Source organism: Streptomyces sp. NPDC006510 (assembly GCF_040611955.1).
GTDB lineage: Bacteria > Actinomycetota > Actinomycetes > Streptomycetales > Streptomycetaceae > Streptomyces.
Map to the genome: position 1 here is coordinate 1 of NZ_JBEXPH010000070.1, position 18,606 is coordinate 18,606.

Genomic DNA, 18,606 nt, shown 5'->3' on the forward strand with positions numbered 1-18,606 from the left:
CGCCCCGGCTCCGGTCGTCGCCCCGACGGCCCCCGTCGACGAAGGCGCGTACGTCACGCCGCTGGTCCGCAAGCTCGCCGCCGAGAGCGGCGTCGACCTGGGCGCGGTCAAGGGCACCGGCGTCGGTGGCCGTATCCGCAAGCAGGACGTCGTCGCCGCCGCGGAGGCCGCCAGGGCCGCCGCCGCTGCCCCGGCTCCGGCCGCCGCCGCTGCTCCGAGCGTCTCCAAGGCGCCGAAGCTGGAGGCGTCCCCGCTGCGCGGTCAGACGGTCAAGATGACCCGCATGCGCAAGGTCATCGGCGACAACATGATGAAGGCGCTGCACTCGCAGGCCCAGCTGACCTCGGTCGTCGAGGTCGACGTCACCAAGCTGATGAAGCTGCGTGCCAAGGCCAAGGACGCGTTCGCCGCCCGTGAGGGCGTCAAGCTGTCCCCGATGCCGTTCTACGTCAAGGCGGCGGCCCAGGCGCTGAAGGCCCACCCGGTCGTCAACGCCCGGATCAACGAGGACGAGGGCACCATCACGTACTTCGACTCGGAGAACATCGGCATCGCCGTGGACGCCGAGAAGGGTCTGATGACGCCGGTCATCAAGGGTGCGGGCGACCTGAACATCGCCGGTATCTCGAAGAAGACCGCCGAGCTGGCCGGCAAGGCCCGTGGTGGCGGCCTGACGCCGGACGACATGTCCGGTGCCACCTTCACCATCAGCAACACCGGCTCGCGCGGTGCGCTCTTCGACACCGTCATCGTGCCGCCGAACCAGGCAGCCATCCTGGGCATCGGCGCCACCGTCCGCCGCCCGGTGGTCATCGACCACCCGGACCTCGGCGAGACGATCGCGGTGCGCGACATGACGTACCTCTCGCTCTCCTACGACCACCGTCTGGTGGACGGCGCGGACGCCGCCCGTTACCTGACCTCGGTCAAGGCGATCCTGGAGGCCGGTGAGTTCGAGGTCGAGCTCGGCCTCTGAGCACCGCGGCTGTAACCAGCCTCACCAGCGGCGCCCCCGTCCGGAACACTTCCGGACGGGGGCGCCGCCGTATTGTCTAGGTTCTGTCCGGCGGGCCGCGCCCTGTCCGACCCTGATCCGCCGGACAGGCCCTAGACACCACCGGTCGCCCCGGCAATCGTGATGGTGCGGACAGCACCGGTTTGCCCCGAAGGAGCCCCTCATGACCCCGCCCGTCGTCCACTCGCTGCGCGAACAGATCCGCGAGCACATCGTGGACGGGATCGTCAGCGGGCGCTGGAAGCCCGGTGAGCGGATCGTGGAGCGCCGGATCGCCACCGAGCTGGAGGTCAGCCAGACGCCCGTGCGCGAGGCGCTGCGGGAGCTGGAGACGCTCCGGCTGATCGAGTCGGCGCCCAACAAGGGCGTACGGGTCCGCAATCTCACCGCCGCCGACCTGGAGGAGAGCTACCCGGTACGGGCCGGTCTGGAGCAGATCGCGGCGGAGCTGGCGGCCCCGGCACTCGGCGAGGACTGCTCGCGCCTCACGCCGTATGTGACGGCGCTCTACGAGGCGGACCGGCTGGCCGACGGCGAGGCGCAGGTACGGCACACCGTGGGCTTCCACCGCGAGATGGTGCGGGCCGCCGGGAACGCGGTGCTGCTGCACACCTGGGAGGGGCTGGGCATCGAGGTGTTCACCGCCCTGTCGATCCGGTGGCTGGGCACGGTGCAGAAGTCGTACGCGGAGGAGCACGAGGCGCTGATCGAGGCGTTCCTGCGCAAGGACCCGGACATCGGGGCGCTGGTCAAGGCGCATGTGCTCGGCTGCGCGCCGCGCGCCTGAGGCTCAACACGTGTCGCGGCCGGGCGGCCCGAGGCCGTACGCGGGCCGTACGCATCTGTCGTGAGGGGTGCTCGCCTGTGCAGGCGGGCGCCCTTTTTGCGCTTTAAATCCCGTCACTCCGTGCCCCGTTTCGCGGCACCGCATGCCACTTTCTTCATATCGAGAAGTTTTGCCCCTCATCCTTTGATCGATCATCGATCGGCGACTTACAGTTCACTCCGCGGGCCCACCGGCCCCATCGCCCTGTCCTGCCAGTCAGGGCCTTCTCCACCCCCCTCCACTCCGGAAGGCGGCGATCATGACCGACCCCGTAGGAAAGCTTCCGAGCGAGCTCGACCAGCTCCCGGACCGTGACCCCGAGGAGACCGCCGAATGGGCGGCCTCCCTGGACGCCGTCACCAAGGCCGCGGGCCCGCACCGCGCCGCGTACCTGATGCGGCGCTCGCTCCAGCACGCGGAGGGCGCCGGCATCGCGCTGCCCAAGCTGCTGGAGACCGATTACGTCAACACCATCCCGACCGCCGCCGAGCCCGCGTTCGACGGCGATCTGGAGATGGAGTCCCGGATCACCGCCTGGAACCGCTGGAACGCGGCGGCGATGGTCACCCGCGGCTCCCGGTTCGGCGTCGGCGGCCACATCGCCACCTTCGCCTCGGCGGCCTGGCTCTACGAGACCGGCTTCAACCACTTCTTCCGCGGCAAGGAGCGGGACGGCTCCGGCGACCAGCTCTACATCCAGGGCCACGCCTCCCCCGGCATCTACGCCCGCGCCTTCCTCGACGGCCGGCTGAACGAGCGGCAGCTCGACAACTTCCGTCAGGAGGCGGGCGGCGACGGCCTGCCGTCCTACCCGCACCCGCGGCGGCTGCCCTGGCTGTGGGAGTTCCCCACCGTGTCGATGGGCCTCGGCCCGCTCTCGGCGATCTACCAGGCGCGCTTCAACCGCTACCTCGCCAACCGCAACATCAAGGACACGTCGAACTCGCACGTCTGGGCCTTCCTCGGCGACGGCGAGATGGACGAGCCCGAGTCGACCGCCGCCCTCGCCCTCGCGGCCCGTGAGCGGCTCGACAACCTGACCTTCGTCATCAACTGCAACCTGCAGCGCCTCGACGGCCCGGTCCGCGCCAACTTCCGTGTGGTCCAGGAGCTGGAGGGCGCGTTCCGCGGCGCCGGCTGGAACGTCGTCAAGACGCTCTGGGGCAGCGCCTGGGACGAGCTGTTCCAGCTGGACACCACCGGTGCGCTGGTCCGCCGGCTCCGGGAGGTCCCGGACGCGCAGTTCCAGACGTACGCCACCCGCGACGTCGCGTACATCCGCGAGCACTTCTTCGGCGCCGAGCCCGCGCTCGCCGAGCTGGCGAAGCTGCTCACCGACGCGAAGATCGCCGAGTGCTTCTACACCTCGCGCGGCGGCCACGAGGCCCGCAAGGTGTACGCGGCGTACCGGGCGGCCCTGGAACACAAGGGCGCGCCGACCGTGATCCTCGCCCAGACGGTGAAGGGCTACACGCTCGGCAAGGGCTTCGAGTCCAAGAACGCCAACCACCAGATGAAGAAGCTGACGGTGGACGAGTTCAAGGACATGCGCGAGCTGCTCGGGCTCCCGATCCCGGACAGCGCCTTCGCCGACGGCCTGGTGCCCTACGGCCACCCGGGCGCCGACTCCCCGGAGGTCCGTTACCTCCAGGAGCGCCGTGCCGCCCTCGGCGGTCCCGCCCCGGCCCGCCGGGTGCACGCGGTGGCACTGCCCCAGCCCGAGGAGCGGGCGTTCGCCGCGCTGAAGAAGGGCTCCGGCAAGCAGGAGATGGCCACCACGATGGCCTTCGTGCGCCTGGTCAAGGACCTGATGCGGGACAAGGAGACCGGCCGGCGCTGGGTTCCGATCGTCCCGGACGAGGCCCGTACCTTCGGCATGGAGTCGCTGTTCCCGTCGGCCGGTATCTACTCACCGCTGGGCCAGACGTACGAGCCGGTCGACCGCGACCAGCTGATGTACTACAAGGAGGCCAAGGACGGCCAGATCCTCAACGAGGGGATCACCGAGGCCGGGGCCATGGCCGACTTCATCGCCGCGTCGACGTCGTACGCGACGCACGGCGAGACGATGATCCCCTTCTACATCTTCTACTCGATGTTCGGCTGGCAGCGGACCGGCGACCAGATGTGGCAGCTCGCCGACCAGCTCGGCAAGGGCTTCATCGTCGGTGCCACCGCGGGCCGTACGACGCTGACCGGTGAGGGCCTCCAGCACGCGGACGGCCACTCGCACCTGATCGCCGCCACGAACCCCGCGTCGCTCAACTACGACCCGGCGTTCGCGTACGAGATCGCGGTGATCGTCAAGGACGGTCTGCGCCGGATGTACGGCCCCGAGGCCGAGAACGTCTTCTACTACCTGACGGTCTACAACGAGCCGAAGCCGCAGCCCGCGATGCCGGAAGGCGTCGAGGAGGGCATCGTCAAGGGCCTGTACCGCTTCAAGGAGGGCACCCCGGCCTCGGCGGACGCCCCGCGGGTCCAGCTGCTGGCCTCCGGTACGGCGATCCACTGGTCCCTTCAGGCGCAGGAGCTGCTGGCCGCGGACTGGGGGGTCACGGCCGACGTCTGGTCCGCCACCTCCTGGGGCGAGCTGCGCCGCGAGGCGCTGGAGTGCGACGAGGCGCTGCTCCGCGGTGAGCAGCGGGTGCCGTACGTGACCCAGGCGCTGGAGGGCGCACCGGGTCCGGTCGTCGCGGTCAGCGACTGGATGCGTCAGGTCCCGGACCAGATCAGCCAGTGGGTGGAGCAGGACTGGACCTCGCTCGGTACGGACGGCTTCGGCCTCTCCGACACACGCGACGCGGCCCGCCGCCACTTCGGCGTCGACGCCCGGTCGATCGCGGTCGCGGCCCTGGCCCAGCTGGCCCGCCGCGGCGAGGTGACCGCATCCTCGGTGAAGGAGGCCCGGGAGCGGTACGGGCTGTGATGTGACGGCGGCCGGGCACACGCCCGGCCGCCCCGCACGGCGTGCGGCCACAATGTCCGCATGCGTGCTGCCCGTCTCATCCGAATGGTGCTGCTCCTGCAGTCCCGCCCCGCCATGACCGCCGCCGAGCTCGCCCGGGAGCTGGAGGTGTCCGAGCGGACCGTGACCCGGGACGCGCAGGCGCTCTCGGAGGCGGGCGTCCCGGTGTACGCGGACCGGGGCCGGGCCGGGGGCTACCGGCTGGTCGGCGGTTACCGCACCCGCCTCACCGGCCTCGCCCGGAACGAGGCCGAGGCGCTCTTCCTCTCCGGACTGCCGTCCGCCCTGCGCGAGATGGGCCTGGAGGACGCCGCGTCCGCCGCCCGGCTCAAGGTGTCGGCGGCCCTGCTGCCCTCGCTGCGGGACGCCTCCGACAGTGCCGGCCGGCGCTTCCATCTGGACGCCCCCGGCTGGTACCAGGAGCCGGTCACACCCGAACTGCTGCCGGCCGTCGCCGAGGCCGTCTGGGACGACCGGATCGTCCGTGCCCGCTACCGCCGCGGTGGCGAGGGCGGCGAGGTGGAGCGGGAGATGGCACCGTACGGGCTGGTCCTGAAGGCCGGGGTCTGGTACGTCTGCGCCCGGGTGGGGGACGACTTCCGGGTGTACCGGATCGACCGGTTCTCGGCCGTGACGGTGTCGGACGAGCGGTTCGAGCGCGACGAGCGGTTCGATCTGCCGGGTTTCTGGGACGAGCGGGCCGCCCAGTTCGCCCGCTCGCTCCTGCGGACCGAGGTGACGGTTCGGGTGTCGCCGGAGGGTGTACGCCGACTGCCGTACACCATGGACCGTTCGGCGGTCCACGACGCCCTGGAGGCGGCCGGCCCGCCCGATGCCGAGGGGTGGCTCACGGTCACCCTGCGGGTCGAGTCCGACGAGGTCGCCTACAGTCAACTGCTGTCCCTGGGGCCGGAGTCGGAGGTCCTGGAACCGGCCGCGCTGCGGGACCGTTTCGCCGCGGCCGCCGGACGTCTGCGCGAGCTCTATCGCTGAGGGCTGCTTCTTCCCGGCGTCCGCGTGCGTCGTCTGCCGCCAGGGCCGATGCTTGACCCGTGATGGACGAGACGGAGTTCTGGGAGATCGTCGACAGCACCCGCGTGGCCGCCGAGGGCGACCCCGAGGACCAGGCCGACCTGCTCGTCGAACGGCTGGTGCGGCTCGATCCCGACGCGGTGCTGGACTTCGCCCGGCACTTCGAGGCCCGTTTCAACCGCGCCTACCGCTGGGACCTGTGGGGCGCCGCCGCCGTGCTGCTCGGCGGCGCGAGCGACGACGCCTTCGACTACTTCCGCTGCTGGCTGATCGGCCAGGGCCGGGAGATCTTCGAGGGCGCCCTGCACGCCCCGGACAGCCTCGCCGATCTCCTCGACGACTTCGACGAGGAGATCGACGGGGACGCCGAGGATCTCGGCTACGCCGCCGACGAGGCGTACGAACAGCTCACCGGCGTGGTCGCCCCGGACCTCGGCCTGCCGCCCCAGGCCGCCGAGCCCGAGGGGGCCCCGGTGGACTTCGAGGACGAAGCGGCCCTGGCGGAACGCTTCCCCTCGCTCTGGGAACGGTTCGGGCCCGGCTGACGGGCCCTGCCGCGGCATCGCCTCAGAAGTGGGTTCCGCCGTCGATCCGGATCTCCGTACCGGTGATGAAGGCCCCGTCCCGGGAGCCGAGCATCGCGACGACACCGGCGACGGTGTCCGGGCTGGCGAAGCCCGTCCCGAGCGCCGGGGACAGCTTCATGAAGAGCGACATGTCGGCGTCGGCGGGCAGCCCCGGGCCGTTGCCGCTGGTCATGTCGGAGGAGATCGAGCCGGGCGCGACGGCGACGAAGCGCAGCCCCTGCTTGCTGTACTCGCTCGCCAGCGCGTGCGTCATCGACTGGATGCCGCCCTTGCTCGCCGCGTACGCCGACATATAGGGGTGCGCGAAACTCGCCGAGGTGGAGGAGAAGTTCACGACGGCCGGCTCGTTGCCCGCCAGCAGGGCCGGTATCGCCTCGCGGATCATCAGGAAGGTACCCGTGAGGTTGACCGCGAGGATCTTGTTGAAGAACTCCAGCGTCGTCTTGTGGGTGTGCTCGGAGCGCAGGATTCCGGCTGCGTTGACCAGCACGTCGAGCCCGCCGAGGGTCTCCACGGCGGAGGCGACGCCGACCCGGACCGCGGCCTCGTCCGAGATGTCCAGGACGAGGGTGGTGAGGCGCCCGGCGGTGCCGTTCGCCACGGCCGTGTCGTACGTGGCCTTCAGCCCGGCCTCGTTGACGTCGGCCGCGACGACGTGGCCGCCCTCGGCGAGGACGCGGTGGACGGTGGCCTGTCCGATGCCGGAGCCGCCTCCGGTGATGAGTGCGCGGCGGCCTTCGTAGCGGTTCATGTCTGTATCTCTCCCGATCCCGGTGACTGCCCGGTGACTGCTGTCCCGAAGCGTCTCGGCGGCGCCCCGATGACGTCCCGATCGATGTCCACCGTACGCCCAGGTGGCACGTTTTGCCACGACGGCATTTCGCGCACACCTCTCCCCCTGCGGGGTAATCTCCTGGGAATGAGCACCGAGCCGAGTCAGCCTTCCCTCACCGAGCGCCGGAAGGCCGCGACCCAGCTGGACATCGCGCGCGCCGCGGCCGCGCTCTTCGCCGAGCACGGGCCCGACGGCACCACGGCGGAGGACATTGCCGGCCGGGCGGGCGTGGCGCTGCGCACCTTCTACCGCTACTTCCGTTCCAAGCAGGACGCGGTGGGCCCGCTGCTCTCCGGCGGCGCCGAGCGCTGGCGGGCGCTGCTGGAAGCGGCCGAGCCCGGGGACTCGCTCGCCGGAATCCTGGAGCGGGCGGTCACCGAGGCGCTGCGGGTGCCGGGCGCGGACGCCGCCGAGCAGCTCGGCTGGACGCGCGGGCTGCTGCGGGCGGCGGCCCAGGACCCGGCACTGCGCGCCGTCTGGTACCGGGTCAATCAGGATTCGGAGGAGCGGCTGCTGCCGGTGCTGGCCCGGCTGGCGGGCGACGGGGTGGACCCGCTGGAGGTCCGGCTCGCCGCGGCCGCCGCCACGGACGCCGTCCGGGTCGCGCTGGAGGCCTGGGCGGAGACGGACGCCCCGACGACCGGGCCCGGTTCACCCGCCGAACTGGCGGTGCGCTGCCTGCACGAACTCATGGGCGGCATGCGGCTGTTCAAGGACTGAGCGGGAAACGAGGGGTCACGGGGCGAGCGAGCGGCCCATCATCACGTCGTCGACGTAACGCCCGTCGAGGAAGAACTCACCGGGCAGCACTCCCTCGACGACGAACCCCTCCGACTCGTACAGGGCGCGCGCGGGCGCGTTGTGCCCGAGGACCCGCAGCGTCATCCGGTTCGCCCCGTCGCCGCGCGCCGCCACGAAAGCGGCCCGCAGCAGGGCCCTGGCGACACCGCGGCCGCGCGCCCGGTCGGCCACGGCGAGGCCCTGTATCTGCCGGACATGGGTGTTGCAGGCCAGCGGGGTCGGCGGGACCAGCCTGATGTACCCGGCCAGGTACGACTCGCCCGCCTCGTCCCGCGCCTCGGCCACCAGGAAGTCCTCGGGCCGGTGGCGGTCGTCGAAGAACGGCGCGTACGGCGGCTGCGGCCTGGGCGCCACGGCGTGCAGGGTCGACCAGGTGGCGCGGTCGAGTTCACCGAGAGCGGCTTCGTCAAAGAGAGCGGCGGGACGGACGGGGCAGGTATGGATCTCAGACATGCGCGTCACTGTGCCATGGCGTCCCCGGTCCGGTCAGCCCGGTTTCGCCGCTGCCCGGCACACCGGTGACACTAAGGGCCGTCGCGGCCTGGCAGGTGGGCGCGACGGGGCCGCTGGGGCAGGATGGACCCCATGCTGCCCTCCCGTATCGCTGTCACCGGAGCATCTGGATTCATCGGAGCGGCGCTGGTGCGCTCGCTGCGGGCCGACGGGCACGAGGTGGTACGCCTCGTGCGGCACCCGGCGCGGGCCGGCGACGAGGTGGAGTGGGCCCCCAAGCGGGGGTACGTCGATGTGGCGGGCCTGGTGGGCTGCGACGCCGTCGTCCATCTCGCCGGGGCCGGGGTCGGCGACCACCGCTGGACAGCCGCGTACAAGCGGGAGATCCGGGACAGCCGGGTGCTCGGGACGGCGGCGATCGCCGAGGCGGTCGCCTCGCTGGACGTACCGCCGAAGGTGCTGCTGTCCGGGTCGGCGATCGGCTACTACGGCGACACCGGGGACCGCGCCGTCGACGAGAGCGCCCCGGCCGGTGAGGGGTTCCTGCCGTCCGTCTGCGTGGAGTGGGAGGCGGCCACGGCCGCCGCGCAGGAGGCGGGCGTACGAACGGTGCACGCGCGCACCGGTCTGGTCGTCGGCCGTGAGGGCGGGGCCTGGGGCCGGCTCTTCCCGCTGTTCCGGGCGGGGCTCGGCGGTCGGCTGGGCAACGGGCGCCAGTACTGGAGCTTCATCGCGCTGCACGACGAGGTCGCGGCGCTGCGCCACATCCTGGACACGGAGTCGCTGTCGGGCCCGGTGAATCTGACCGGCCCCGACCCCGTCACCAACGGCGAGGTGACGGCCGCGATGGGGCGGGTGCTGCACCGCCCCACGCTCTTCACCGCTCCGGCACCGGCCCTGCGGATCGTCCTGGGGGACTTCGCGGAGGATGTGCTGGCCAGCCAGCGGGTGCTTCCGGGTCAGTTGCTGGACTCGGGCTTCGTGTTCGCCTTCCCGGGAATCGACGCGGCGATCCGCGCGGCGCTGCGCTGAGCACGGCACCGCACTGAGCACTTCGCCGCGCTGAGCGCGGCACCGCACTGAGCGTGACACCGGCCGGCGCGCCCGCTGCGCATTCGGACGGACATGCGACCCCGTGCAACGGTGCCCCGGGTGCGCGCGACTGCGCCTTCGTCGGCCGCCCCTCTAGCCTCCTTGCGAACTCGGGCATTCCGGGGGCCTGTTGGGGGCAAGAGCCTCCCACCAGTCGCGCCGACTCGGGGAGGGGCACGTGCTCAGCACGGCACACCACGCGGACGTCGTCATCATCGGGGCCGGGATCGCCGGCCTGTCAGCCGCCCACCGACTGACCAGTGCAGGGGTAACCGTCAGCGTCCTGGAGGCGGGCCCCCGGGTCGGCGGCCGGATGACCACCGCCGACCTGGACGGCTTCCGGCTCGACCATCTCGGCCCGCTCCTCAGCACCTCCTACCCGGCCCTGCGCATGACGCCGGGCCTCGGAGGGCTGGTACTGCGCAACTTCGCCCCGGGGGTCCTCGTCCACAGCGAGGGACGTCAGTACCGGACCGGCGATGTACGGGGCGCGCGGGGCGCATTCAAGGCAGCGCGCGCCCTCGCAAGCGCCCCCCGTCCACCGATGGGCGGGCCGATCGACCAGGCCCGGCTGGGCGCCGCCCTGTCCCGGCTCGCCGCTACCCCGTCCGCCCGCATCCTGGCCCGGCCCGAACAGACCGCGCTCGCCGCGCTGTCCCACCGCGGCCTGCCCTCCCGTACGGTCAACGGCTTCCTGCGCCCGCTGCTCACCGCGCTGCTCAGCGACCCCGGGCTCAGCACGTCCAGCCGGTTCGCCGATCTCGCCCTGCGCGGTTACGCCCGCGGCAGGCTGTGCGTGCCCGCGGGCGGCGCGGCGACGCTGCCCGAACTCCTCGCGGCCGCGCTGCCGCCCGGCACCGTACGCACGGGGGTGCATGTCACGGCTGCCGGCATCACCTCGGTCCGCACCAAGGAGCACGGTGAACTGGGCTGCCGTTCCCTGCTGTTGGCGACCGGCGCGGGCGCCGCCGCCGAGCTGCTGCCCGGCCTGCGGGTGCCGTCCTTCCACCCCGTGACGGTCCTTCACCACACCGCCCCGGTTCCCCCGCCGACCGGCGCCGCGCTGCTGCTGGACGCCGACCGCTCGGGCCCGGTCGCGCACACCGCGGTGATGAGCGCGGTCGACCCCTCGCGCGCCCCGCACGGCCGTACGCTGATCAGCTCGACGGTGCTCGGCACCCCGCCGCCCGATCTGGACCGCACGGTCCGCACCCAGCTGGCCGCCCTGTACGGCACCCCCACCGACGACTGGGAGCTGCTGGCCACCCACCATGACCCCGAGGCGGTCCCCGCGATGCCGGCCCCGCACGATCCGCGCCGCCCGGTGCGGCTGCTCGCCGGCCTGTACGTGTGCGGCGACCACCGCGACACCAGCACGGTCCAGGGCGCCCTGTTCTCGGGCCAACGGGCGGCCGAGTCGATCCTCGCCGACCTGGGGGTACGGCCGGGGAGCGGGAGCGGGACGGCGCTGCCCGAGGCGGCGTAGCGCCGGTCCGGCGGACCGGGCGCGGCCCCGGACTCAGCCCAGTGCGGCGACCCGGTCGCGGTAGCCCCGTACCGCGGCGGCGTCCCGGTACGGCTCCAGCCGCCGCTCGAAGTCCCGTACGTACTCCGTGGCCCGCACCGACCGCATCTCCGTGGCCTGCTGAGCCGCCTCGGCGCCGAGCGCACACGCCTGGTCGAGCTCGCCGAGCCCGAGCCGGGCGCAGGCCAGCACCACTCGGCAGAACAGCCGGCTGCGGGCGTACGCCGGGGAGCGCAGCTGGAGGGAGCGCTCCGCGTGCTGCGCCGCGGCCCGGTACTGCTGGAGGTCCCGGTGGCAGTGCCCGAACTCGTCGGCGAGCTGGGCCTCGTCGAAGTACCGCGCCCAGTGCGGCACCTCTTCCCCCGGCCGGGCGATCTCCAGCGCGCGTTCCGCCCGCGCCAGCGAGGCGGTGCAGTGCCTGGCCTCGCCGAGCACCCCGTGACCGCGTGCCTCGACGGCGTGCAGCAGGGCCTGGACGACGGGCGGCGCCGACGGGCCGATGCCCTGCTGGGCCACCCGGGCCAGCTGCACGGCTTCCCTGCCGTGGCCGAGGTAGACCGCCTGCCGGCTCATGGTGATCAGGACGTAGCTGCCGTACGCGCGGTCCCCGGCGGCCTGAGCCAGCCGCAGCGCCTGGACGAAGTACCGCTGGGCCAGGCCGTGGGCCGCGATGTCGTACGAGGTCCAGCCCGCCAGCCGGGTCAGGTCGGCGGCGGCGGAGAAGAGCCGGCGCCCCGTGGCCTCCCCGTACGTCCCCCGGAGCATGGGTTCCGTCTCGTGCTCCAGGTACCGGACGAGGGCCTGGCGGGCGTGGCCGCCGCCGTAGGCGTTGTCGAGGGTGCGGAAGAGCTCGCCGACCGAGCGCAGGGCGGCGACATCGCCACCGCTGACCCGCTGGCCGGGGACGCGTTCGGACTGCCGCTGCCGGGGGACGCCGGGGGTGCCCGGCGCCCCTGGTCCCGAGGGGGCCGGGGCTAACGGGGCGGTGGGCGAGCCCGGTGGTGCGGGCAGTCCGGAAGGCCGGGAGGGCACGGGCCCGCGGGCGCCGCCGCGGCCACCGGCGCCGTTCGCCCCCGTACCGCCGTGCGCCCCGTACAAGCCGTGTGCTCCCGGTACTCCGCGCGCCCCGCCGGGACCACCGGGCCGCACGGAACCACCGGCCTCGGCGACTCCCGCAGTCCCGGGAGCCCCAGCGGCTCCGGCGGTCCCGCCGATCCCGGCGGACCTGCCGGACCCACCGGCCCCGCCGTGCGCCGGGGGCGGTGGCTCGGTCCCCCGCCCCACCCACTCATCGGCCCGTCCGATCAGCCAGTCCCTGCTGGGGACGACGAGCCCGGCCGGGGTGAAGGCGATCTTGCGCAGCTCCGCATGGCTGCCCGAGTCCTTCCGCCACAGCCCGCTGACGATGTCGACCGCCTCCGCGGGCGTGGCCGCGAACTCCAGGCCGGCGTAGACCGGGGCGCACGCGTCGAGGCCCAGGTCCTGTGCGGAGAGGCGGCGCCCGAGCCGCCGGGTGAAGACCTCGGCGATCAGCGCGGGGGTGGTGCCACGGGGCTGCTGACCGCGCAGCCAGCGGGTCACGGACGTCTTGTCGTACCGCAGGTCGAGGCCGTGTTCCAGACCGAGTTGGTCCACTCTGCGGGCGAGGCCGGCGTTGGAGAAGCCCGCCTCTGTGATGAGCGAGGCGAGTCGGCGGTTGGGGGTGCGCTGCGGAGGTCGTTCCGACATCAGCTGTACGGTCTCCTGCCTTCGGGGCCGGGCGGGCAGCCCTTATGGAACGGCGCGAATTTAGCGGCCTCCGCAGCGGTCACAGCCACCTTCGCTTCGCTTTCATCCGATCGTGTGAGGATTGGGGTTGGCGCTGACGGGAAGACCTGCCGGGCCACCGTCCGGGGGCCGGTCGTACAGTGGCTCGGGGCGTGATTTCAGTGCATGGTGACGTGGTTCCGGGCACCCCCGGCTCCCGCCACCGCGAGTAGGAAGGCATCTGTCGTGGCTGAGCTTCGGTTCGTCCGGCTGGGATTCGGCGAGGAAGCCGTCGACTACCAGGAGGCCTGGCAGAAGCAGCGCGAGGTGCACGCGGCCAGATTCGAGGACACCGTCCCGGACACCTGTCTGCTGCTGGAGCACCCGCCCGTCTACACGGCCGGACGGCGCACGACCGACAGCGAGCGCCCACTGGACGGCACCCCCGTCATCGACGTGGACCGCGGCGGCAAGATCACCTGGCACGGCCCCGGTCAGCTGGTCGGCTACCCGATCCAGAAGCTGCCCCGCCCGGTGGACGTCGTCGCGCACGTCCGTCGGCTGGAGGACGCGCTGATCCGTACCGCCGCCGAGTTCGGCGTGGAGACCTCCCGGGTCGAGGGCCGCAGCGGCGTCTGGGTGCTCGGCGACCCGGTCGAGGACCGCCCGGCGATCGGCGCACTCTCCCTGGACTTCGACCCCCGGTTGCACGACGAGGAGTTCGACGCCCGGCTGAACGGCCCCGAGTACGCCCCCTCCAACGCCGGCCAGCGCCGCGAGGACCGCAAGCTGGCGGCGATCGGCATCCGGGTGGCCAAGGGCGTGACCATGCACGGCTTCTCCTTCAACGTGAACCCGGACAACACCTGGTTCGACCGGATCGTGCCGTGCGGCATCCGGGACGCGGGCGTCACCTCACTGGCGTACGAGCTCAGCCGCGACATCACCATCGCGGACGTGCTCCCCGTCGTCGAGAAGCACCTCAGGGACGTCCTGGAGAACGCCGAGCTCGCCCCGCGCACCATCGAGCGCCCGACCGATGCCGTGGCCACGGCGTGACGCTCGGATCACCCGGTGGGGAATAGGCCCTGCCGGCCACAGGTTGGCCAGACGTAAAGCCGTTTGAACCACGGGCGTACCCTGGTGTTCGCCGAAGAATCCAATGCAGTGAAAGCAAAGGGGAGTGCCGGAGTGTCCGCTGTCGCACCCGACGGGCGCAAGATGCTGCGCCTTGAGGTCCGGAACAGCCAGACCCCCATCGAGCGCAAGCCCGAGTGGATCAAGACCCGGGCGAAGATGGGCCCCGAGTACAACCAGCTGCAGAAACTCGTGAAGAGCGAGGGTCTGCACACGGTGTGCCAGGAGGCCGGCTGCCCCAACATCTTCGAGTGCTGGGAGGACCGCGAGGCCACCTTCCTCATCGGTGGTGACCAATGCACCCGGCGCTGTGACTTCTGCCAGATCGACACGGGCAAGCCGCAGGCGCTGGACCGGGACGAGCCCCGTCGCGTCGGCGAGTCCGTCGTCACGATGGACCTGAACTACGCCACCATCACCGGCGTCGCGCGCGACGACCTGGAGGACGGCGGTGCCTGGCTGTACGCGGAGACCGTGCGCCAGATCCACGCGCTGACCGCGGAGCGGGAGGACGGCCGCACCAAGGTCGAGCTGCTGATCCCCGACTTCAACGCGGAGCCCGAGCAGCTCGCCGAGGTCTTCTCCTCGCGCCCCGAGGTGCTCGCGCACAACGTCGAGACGGTGCCGCGGATCTTCAAGCGGATCCGCCCCGGCTTCCGTTACGAGCGCTCCCTGGAGGTCATCACGCGGGCCCGCGAGGCCGGTCTGGTGACCAAGTCCAACCTGATCCTCGGTATGGGCGAGACCCGCGAGGAAGTCAGCGAGGCGCTCCAGGATCTGTACGACGCGGGCTGCGAGCTCATCACGATCACGCAGTACCTGCGGCCGTCCGTGCGCCACCACCCGGTCGAGCGCTGGGTGAAGCCGCAGGAGTTCGTGGAGCTGAAGGAGGAGGCCGACGAGATCGGCTACTCCGGCGTGATGTCCGGGCCGCTGGTCCGTTCCTCGTACCGCGCGGGCCGCCTTTTCCAGCAGGCGATCGAGCGTCGCGGCGCAGCCGCCGCGGCGCCCACCGTGTGAATCCGAGCACAAGAAGCTACTGAGCGGTAATAGCTGATTCGACGCGGCCCGTACGCTCCCCGCAGGTCGGGGGGCGCATATGGGCCGCGTCGACGTGCGCAACGCCCGGATCAAGGTTTCATTGGTGTTTGACCGACCGGTCATGCGCTGGTAACACCGAGCAGTGACGCTGGGTGCACACGACGCGGTGACCGGCAGCAGCCGTCCGGGCCGCTGCCGCCGCCGCGCTCCGCACCCCAGCGCCCGCCACCCACTTCGCGCAACGCAGTCCCGGGCAGTTCGGCCCGGGCAGCTGAGTCCACGTAACTCAGTCCGCACATCCGCTCCGAGGAGATTTCCACGATGCAGGCCGTGCCGGTACGCGCCACCGCCATCCCTTCCGTCACCGATGCTCTCCGCGCCGTCGAGTCGCTGGTCCTGGCCAGCGGCCAGCGCACTGCCCGCCGCAACGCCTGGACCGCCGTCCTGGAGGACCGGCGCCGGGCCAAGGACCGGGTCGAGGCCGAGTACGTACTGGAGGCCGCGGCCGACCACCGTTCCCAGGCCACGTAAACTTCCGTACATGGCGAGGAAGGCAAACACTGAAGGCGCGGACAGCGCCGAGAACGCGGGGCGGCTCAAGCAGATCGCCCTGACCTACAAGATGGCCAGGCGGTCCGACCCGAAGGTCGGTCTTGTCGTCGCGGGCGTGGGAATTGTCACCTTCGGTGTCCTCCTCGGGGTCGGCTTCCTGATCGGCCACCCGATCTATCTGGGCATCCTGGGCTTCGTGCTGGCCCTCCTCGCGATGGCGATCGTCTTCGGGCGGCGTGCCGAGCGTGCCGCCTTCGGGCAGATGGAGGGGCAGCCGGGCGCCGCGGCGGCGGTGCTGGACCGCGTGGGCCGCGGCTGGACGACGACACCCGCGGTCGCGATGAACCGCAGCCAGGACGTCGTCCACCGCGCCGTGGGCAAGGCGGGCATCGTGCTGGTCGGCGAGGGCAACGCGAACCGGGTGAAGCTGCTGCTCGCGGCCGAGAAGAAGAAGATGGCGCGCATCCTGGTCGACGTACCGGTGCACGACATCATCGTCGGCAACGACGAGGGCCAGGTGCCGCTCAAGAAGGTGCGCACCAAGATGCTGAAGCTGCCGCGCGTGCTCACCGGCCCGCAGGTGACGGCCGCCAACGACCGGCTGCGCGCGATGGGCGACCTGATGAGCAACATGCCGCTGCCCAAGGGCCCCATGCCGAAGGGCATGCGGATGCCGCGTGGTGGCGGAAAGATGCGCTGACGCCGGACATACGAAGAGGCGGGGCGCGAACCGGATCGGTTCGCGCCCCGCCTCTTCGTATGTCCGCCCGCCGCTTCGGCTCGGACGTTCGCCGCTTCGGCTGCTCGGACGTTCGCCGCTTCGGCTGTACGGATCCGGTCTCTCAGATACGGACCTGGACGGCGCGGGCCAGCCGGTCGTGCAGGCCGCGGCCGTCGCGGTCCCAGACCAGGGCCGGAATCACCACGCACAGCAGCACGCTCCGGACGATCACCCGCCCGAACGTCAGCCGGCCACCGCTCTCGGCGACGACCCTGATGCCCATGAGGCGCTTGCCCGGCGTGCAGCCGATGGTTCCCACGGTGAGCACGCTCACCACGAGGAAGATGCCCAGTGCCCAGTTTCCGGCCGCCTGCTGGTCACCGCGAGCGAACAGCCCGTATGCGATCAGCAGGCACAGGGCCCAGTCGATGAAGATCGCGCCGAAACGGCGGCCGAGCGGCGCCACGGAACCAGGGCCGTGCTCGGGCAGCCCGAGCCGTTTGCCCCGGTGGCCGAAGTCGGCCCCCATCTCCTCGGCGGCCGCGCGCGGCCCGGAGAGCCACGATCCGATTGCTTGCCTGTTGTCCACCCGAACACGGTACTGCGCCCGCGTGGGCCCAGTACCGGGCGGGTGCCGCCGCAGGCCCCCGGAGCGGCGCCGGACACGACCCGTAACCGGCCATGAGGTGCCGGTCACATCCGGCTCGGTTAACTTCTGCGAAACAAATGGGTCATGCTTGAGAAATCCGGTCTGCCTATGGTCGGGTCCAGCGTGTGCCACCGCACTGGCCGCACCACGAGCTACAACCCCGTCCCTCCCGGGCCGGGAGTAGGAGGAGTTGGATGTTCCAGAACGCCGACGACGCGAAGAAGTACATCGCCGACAATGACGTCAAGTTCATCGATGTCCGGTTCTGTGACCTGCCCGGTGTGATGCAGCACGTCACCGTCCCGGCGGCGACCTTCGACCCGGCCGACGAGCTTGCCTTCGACGGCTCGTCGATCCGCGGCTTCCAGGCCATCCACGAGTCCGACATGGCGCTGCGCGCGGACCTGTCGACCGCCCGTGTCGACCCCTTCCGCCGCGACAAGACCATCAACATCAACTTCTTCATCCACGACCCGATCACCGGCGAGCAGTACAGCCGTGACCCGCGGAACGTGGCCAAGAAGGCCGAGGCGTACCTCGCCTCCACCGGCATCGCCGACACCGCGTACTTCGGTCCCGAGGCCGAGTTCTACGTCTTCGACAACGTCCGTTTCCAGACGTCGGCGAACGAGAGCTTCTACCACATCGACTCCGAGGCCGGCGCCTGGAACACCGGGTCGGAGGTGAACAACCGCGGCTACAAGGTCCGCTACAAGGGCGGCTACTTCCCGGTCCCGCCGGTCGACCACTTCGCCGACCTGCGTGCCGAGATGTCCCTGGAGCTGGAGAACAGCGGCCTCCAGATCGAGCGCCAGCACCACGAGGTCGGCACCGCCGGCCAGGCCGAGATCAACTACAAGTTCAACACGCTGCTCGCCGCGGCCGACGACCTGATGCTCTTCAAGTACATCGTGAAGAACGTCGCCTGGCGCAACGGCAAGACCGCGACGTTCATGCCGAAGCCGATCTTCGGCGACAACGGCTCGGGCATGCACGTCCACCAGTCCCTGTGGGCCGGCGGCGACCCGCTGTTCTACGACGAGCAGGGCTACGCGGGCCTCTCGGACCTGGCCCGCTACTACATCGGTGGCATCCTCAAGCACGCCCCGTCGCTGCTGGCGTTCACCAACCCGACGGTGAACTCCTACCACCGCCTGGTCCCCGGCTTCGAGGCCCCGGTCAACATGGTGTACTCGCAGCGCAACCGCTCGGCCGCGATGCGCATCCCGATCACGGGCTCCAACCCGAAGGCCAAGCGCGTCGAGTTCCGCGCCCCGGACCCGTCGTCCAACCCGTACCTGGCCTTCTCCGCGCTGCTGATGGCGGGCCTCGACGGCATCAAGAACAAGATCGAGCCCGCCGAGCCGATCGACAAGGACCTCTACGAGCTGGCTCCCGAGGAGCACGCGAACGTCCAGCAGGTCCCGACCTCCCTCCCGGCCGTCCTGGACGCGCTGGAGGCGGACAACGAGTACCTCCAGGCCGGTGGCGTCTTCACGTCGGACCTGATCGAGACCTGGATCGACTACAAGCGCACCAACGAGATCGCCCCGATCCAGCTGCGCCCGCACCCGCACGAGTTCGAGCTGTACTTCGACCTCTAGAACCCCTGAAGCGCACAGGTCC

Annotated in this window: 17 protein-coding genes; 13 read left to right on the plus strand and 4 right to left on the minus strand. The window is 71.5% G+C overall.

Translation table 11 applies throughout. The annotated features are described in order from the left end of the window. The 5 genes from sucB to ABZY11_RS21615 form a co-directional block, all read left to right on the plus strand. Positions 1-976 (plus strand): 2-oxoglutarate dehydrogenase, E2 component, dihydrolipoamide succinyltransferase (gene sucB / locus ABZY11_RS21595; RefSeq protein WP_356480682.1); only part of this gene is annotated, 976 nt, incomplete at its 5' end. A 202-nt stretch (positions 977-1,178) separates the two neighbouring features. Next, positions 1,179-1,802 (plus strand): GntR family transcriptional regulator, encoded by a 624-nt coding sequence (locus ABZY11_RS21600; protein ID WP_356480683.1) that lies wholly within the window; start codon positions 1,179-1,181, stop codon positions 1,800-1,802. Between the two features lie 298 nt (positions 1,803-2,100). After that, on the plus strand, positions 2,101-4,770 hold the full coding sequence (gene aceE, locus ABZY11_RS21605; RefSeq protein WP_356480684.1) for a pyruvate dehydrogenase (acetyl-transferring), homodimeric type: 2,670 nt from the start codon (positions 2,101-2,103) through the stop codon (positions 4,768-4,770). Positions 4,771-4,830: 60 nt separating this feature from the next. Beyond that, the gene (locus tag ABZY11_RS21610; protein WP_356480685.1) at positions 4,831-5,802 is read left to right on the plus strand and encodes a WYL domain-containing protein; all 972 of its coding nucleotides are present in this window, start codon (positions 4,831-4,833) and stop codon (positions 5,800-5,802) included. Positions 5,803-5,864: 62 nt separating this feature from the next. Beyond that, positions 5,865-6,386: a DUF4240 domain-containing protein gene (locus ABZY11_RS21615; RefSeq protein WP_356480718.1), complete on the plus strand. Its 522-nt coding sequence runs from the start codon at positions 5,865-5,867 to the stop codon at positions 6,384-6,386. A 22-nt stretch (positions 6,387-6,408) separates the two neighbouring features. Here the strand turns inward: ABZY11_RS21615 and ABZY11_RS21620 are convergent, their stop codons facing one another. Then, entirely contained in the window at positions 6,409-7,179 is a 771-nt protein-coding gene (locus ABZY11_RS21620) for an SDR family oxidoreductase (protein WP_356480686.1), read from the minus strand. 168 nt (positions 7,180-7,347) lie between these two features. Between ABZY11_RS21620 and ABZY11_RS21625 the strand changes: the two genes are divergently transcribed. Continuing rightward, positions 7,348-7,983, plus strand: a complete 636-nt coding sequence (locus tag ABZY11_RS21625) for a TetR family transcriptional regulator (RefSeq protein ID WP_356480687.1) — start codon at positions 7,348-7,350, stop codon at positions 7,981-7,983. A 15-nt stretch (positions 7,984-7,998) separates the two neighbouring features. Here ABZY11_RS21625 and ABZY11_RS21630 read toward each other — a convergent pair whose 3' ends face one another. After that, the gene (locus ABZY11_RS21630) at positions 7,999-8,517 is read right to left on the minus strand and encodes a GNAT family N-acetyltransferase (protein ID WP_356480688.1); all 519 of its coding nucleotides are present in this window, start codon (positions 8,515-8,517) and stop codon (positions 7,999-8,001) included. A 132-nt stretch (positions 8,518-8,649) separates the two neighbouring features. Here ABZY11_RS21630 and ABZY11_RS21635 point away from each other — a divergent pair, with 132 nt between their 5' ends. After that, on the plus strand, positions 8,650-9,549 hold the full coding sequence (locus ABZY11_RS21635; protein ID WP_356480689.1) for a TIGR01777 family oxidoreductase: 900 nt from the start codon (positions 8,650-8,652) through the stop codon (positions 9,547-9,549). A 238-nt stretch (positions 9,550-9,787) separates the two neighbouring features. Next, a complete protein-coding gene (locus tag ABZY11_RS21640; RefSeq protein ID WP_356480690.1) occupies positions 9,788-11,095 on the plus strand; it encodes an NAD(P)/FAD-dependent oxidoreductase in 1,308 nt (435 codons plus the stop codon). A 33-nt stretch (positions 11,096-11,128) separates the two neighbouring features. Here the strand turns inward: ABZY11_RS21640 and ABZY11_RS21645 are convergent, their stop codons facing one another. Further along, the gene (locus ABZY11_RS21645; RefSeq protein ID WP_356480691.1) at positions 11,129-12,862 is read right to left on the minus strand and encodes a regulator; all 1,734 of its coding nucleotides are present in this window, start codon (positions 12,860-12,862) and stop codon (positions 11,129-11,131) included. A gap of 264 nt (positions 12,863-13,126) precedes the next feature. Here ABZY11_RS21645 and lipB point away from each other — a divergent pair, with 264 nt between their 5' ends. The 4 genes from lipB to ABZY11_RS21665 all read left to right on the plus strand — a co-directional run bounded on the left by lipB (position 13,127) and on the right by ABZY11_RS21665 (position 16,310). Then, a complete protein-coding gene (lipB, locus tag ABZY11_RS21650) occupies positions 13,127-13,939 on the plus strand; it encodes a lipoyl(octanoyl) transferase LipB (RefSeq protein WP_356480692.1) in 813 nt (270 codons plus the stop codon). Positions 13,940-14,071: 132 nt separating this feature from the next. Further along, positions 14,072-15,037 (plus strand): lipoyl synthase, encoded by a 966-nt coding sequence (gene lipA, locus ABZY11_RS21655; protein WP_356480693.1) that lies wholly within the window; start codon positions 14,072-14,074, stop codon positions 15,035-15,037. A gap of 342 nt (positions 15,038-15,379) precedes the next feature. Continuing rightward, positions 15,380-15,589 carry a hypothetical protein gene (locus ABZY11_RS21660; RefSeq protein WP_356480694.1) on the plus strand — a complete coding sequence of 70 codons (210 nt, stop codon included), beginning with the start codon at positions 15,380-15,382 and terminating at the stop codon, positions 15,587-15,589. Positions 15,590-15,599: 10 nt separating this feature from the next. Continuing rightward, positions 15,600-16,310, plus strand: coding sequence for a DUF4191 domain-containing protein (locus ABZY11_RS21665; RefSeq protein WP_356480695.1), 711 nt, complete (start codon positions 15,600-15,602; stop codon positions 16,308-16,310). A gap of 142 nt (positions 16,311-16,452) precedes the next feature. On the opposite strand, the gene ABZY11_RS21670 is transcribed toward ABZY11_RS21665, so the two are convergent. Beyond that, the gene (locus ABZY11_RS21670; RefSeq protein WP_356480696.1) at positions 16,453-16,920 is read right to left on the minus strand and encodes an RDD family protein; all 468 of its coding nucleotides are present in this window, start codon (positions 16,918-16,920) and stop codon (positions 16,453-16,455) included. A gap of 254 nt (positions 16,921-17,174) precedes the next feature. Between ABZY11_RS21670 and glnA the strand changes: the two genes are divergently transcribed. Next, entirely contained in the window at positions 17,175-18,584 is a 1,410-nt protein-coding gene (glnA, locus tag ABZY11_RS21675; RefSeq protein ID WP_356480697.1) for a type I glutamate--ammonia ligase, read from the plus strand. Positions 18,585-18,606: the final 22 nt, after the last annotated feature.

Excerpts from the sequence above, each read along its gene's own strand:
- glnA (WP_356480697.1), top strand. The coding sequence starts at position 17,175 with ATGTTCCAGAACGCCGACGACGCGAAGAAGTACATCGCCGACAATGAC.
- ABZY11_RS21620 (WP_356480686.1), bottom strand. The coding sequence starts at position 7,179 with ATGAACCGCTACGAAGGCCGCCGCGCACTCATCACCGGAGGCGGCTCC.
- ABZY11_RS21615 (WP_356480718.1), top strand. The coding sequence starts at position 5,865 with ATGGACGAGACGGAGTTCTGGGAGATCGTCGACAGCACCCGCGTGGCC.
- ABZY11_RS21660 (WP_356480694.1), top strand. The coding sequence starts at position 15,380 with ATGCAGGCCGTGCCGGTACGCGCCACCGCCATCCCTTCCGTCACCGAT.
- ABZY11_RS21630 (WP_356480688.1), bottom strand. The coding sequence starts at position 8,517 with ATGTCTGAGATCCATACCTGCCCCGTCCGTCCCGCCGCTCTCTTTGAC.
- ABZY11_RS21610 (WP_356480685.1), top strand. The coding sequence starts at position 4,831 with ATGCGTGCTGCCCGTCTCATCCGAATGGTGCTGCTCCTGCAGTCCCGC.
- ABZY11_RS21600 (WP_356480683.1), top strand. The coding sequence starts at position 1,179 with ATGACCCCGCCCGTCGTCCACTCGCTGCGCGAACAGATCCGCGAGCAC.
- ABZY11_RS21635 (WP_356480689.1), top strand. The coding sequence starts at position 8,650 with ATGCTGCCCTCCCGTATCGCTGTCACCGGAGCATCTGGATTCATCGGA.
- ABZY11_RS21625 (WP_356480687.1), top strand. The coding sequence starts at position 7,348 with ATGAGCACCGAGCCGAGTCAGCCTTCCCTCACCGAGCGCCGGAAGGCC.
- ABZY11_RS21645 (WP_356480691.1), bottom strand. The coding sequence starts at position 12,862 with ATGTCGGAACGACCTCCGCAGCGCACCCCCAACCGCCGACTCGCCTCG.
- ABZY11_RS21665 (WP_356480695.1), top strand. The coding sequence starts at position 15,600 with ATGGCGAGGAAGGCAAACACTGAAGGCGCGGACAGCGCCGAGAACGCG.
- aceE (WP_356480684.1), top strand. The coding sequence starts at position 2,101 with ATGACCGACCCCGTAGGAAAGCTTCCGAGCGAGCTCGACCAGCTCCCG.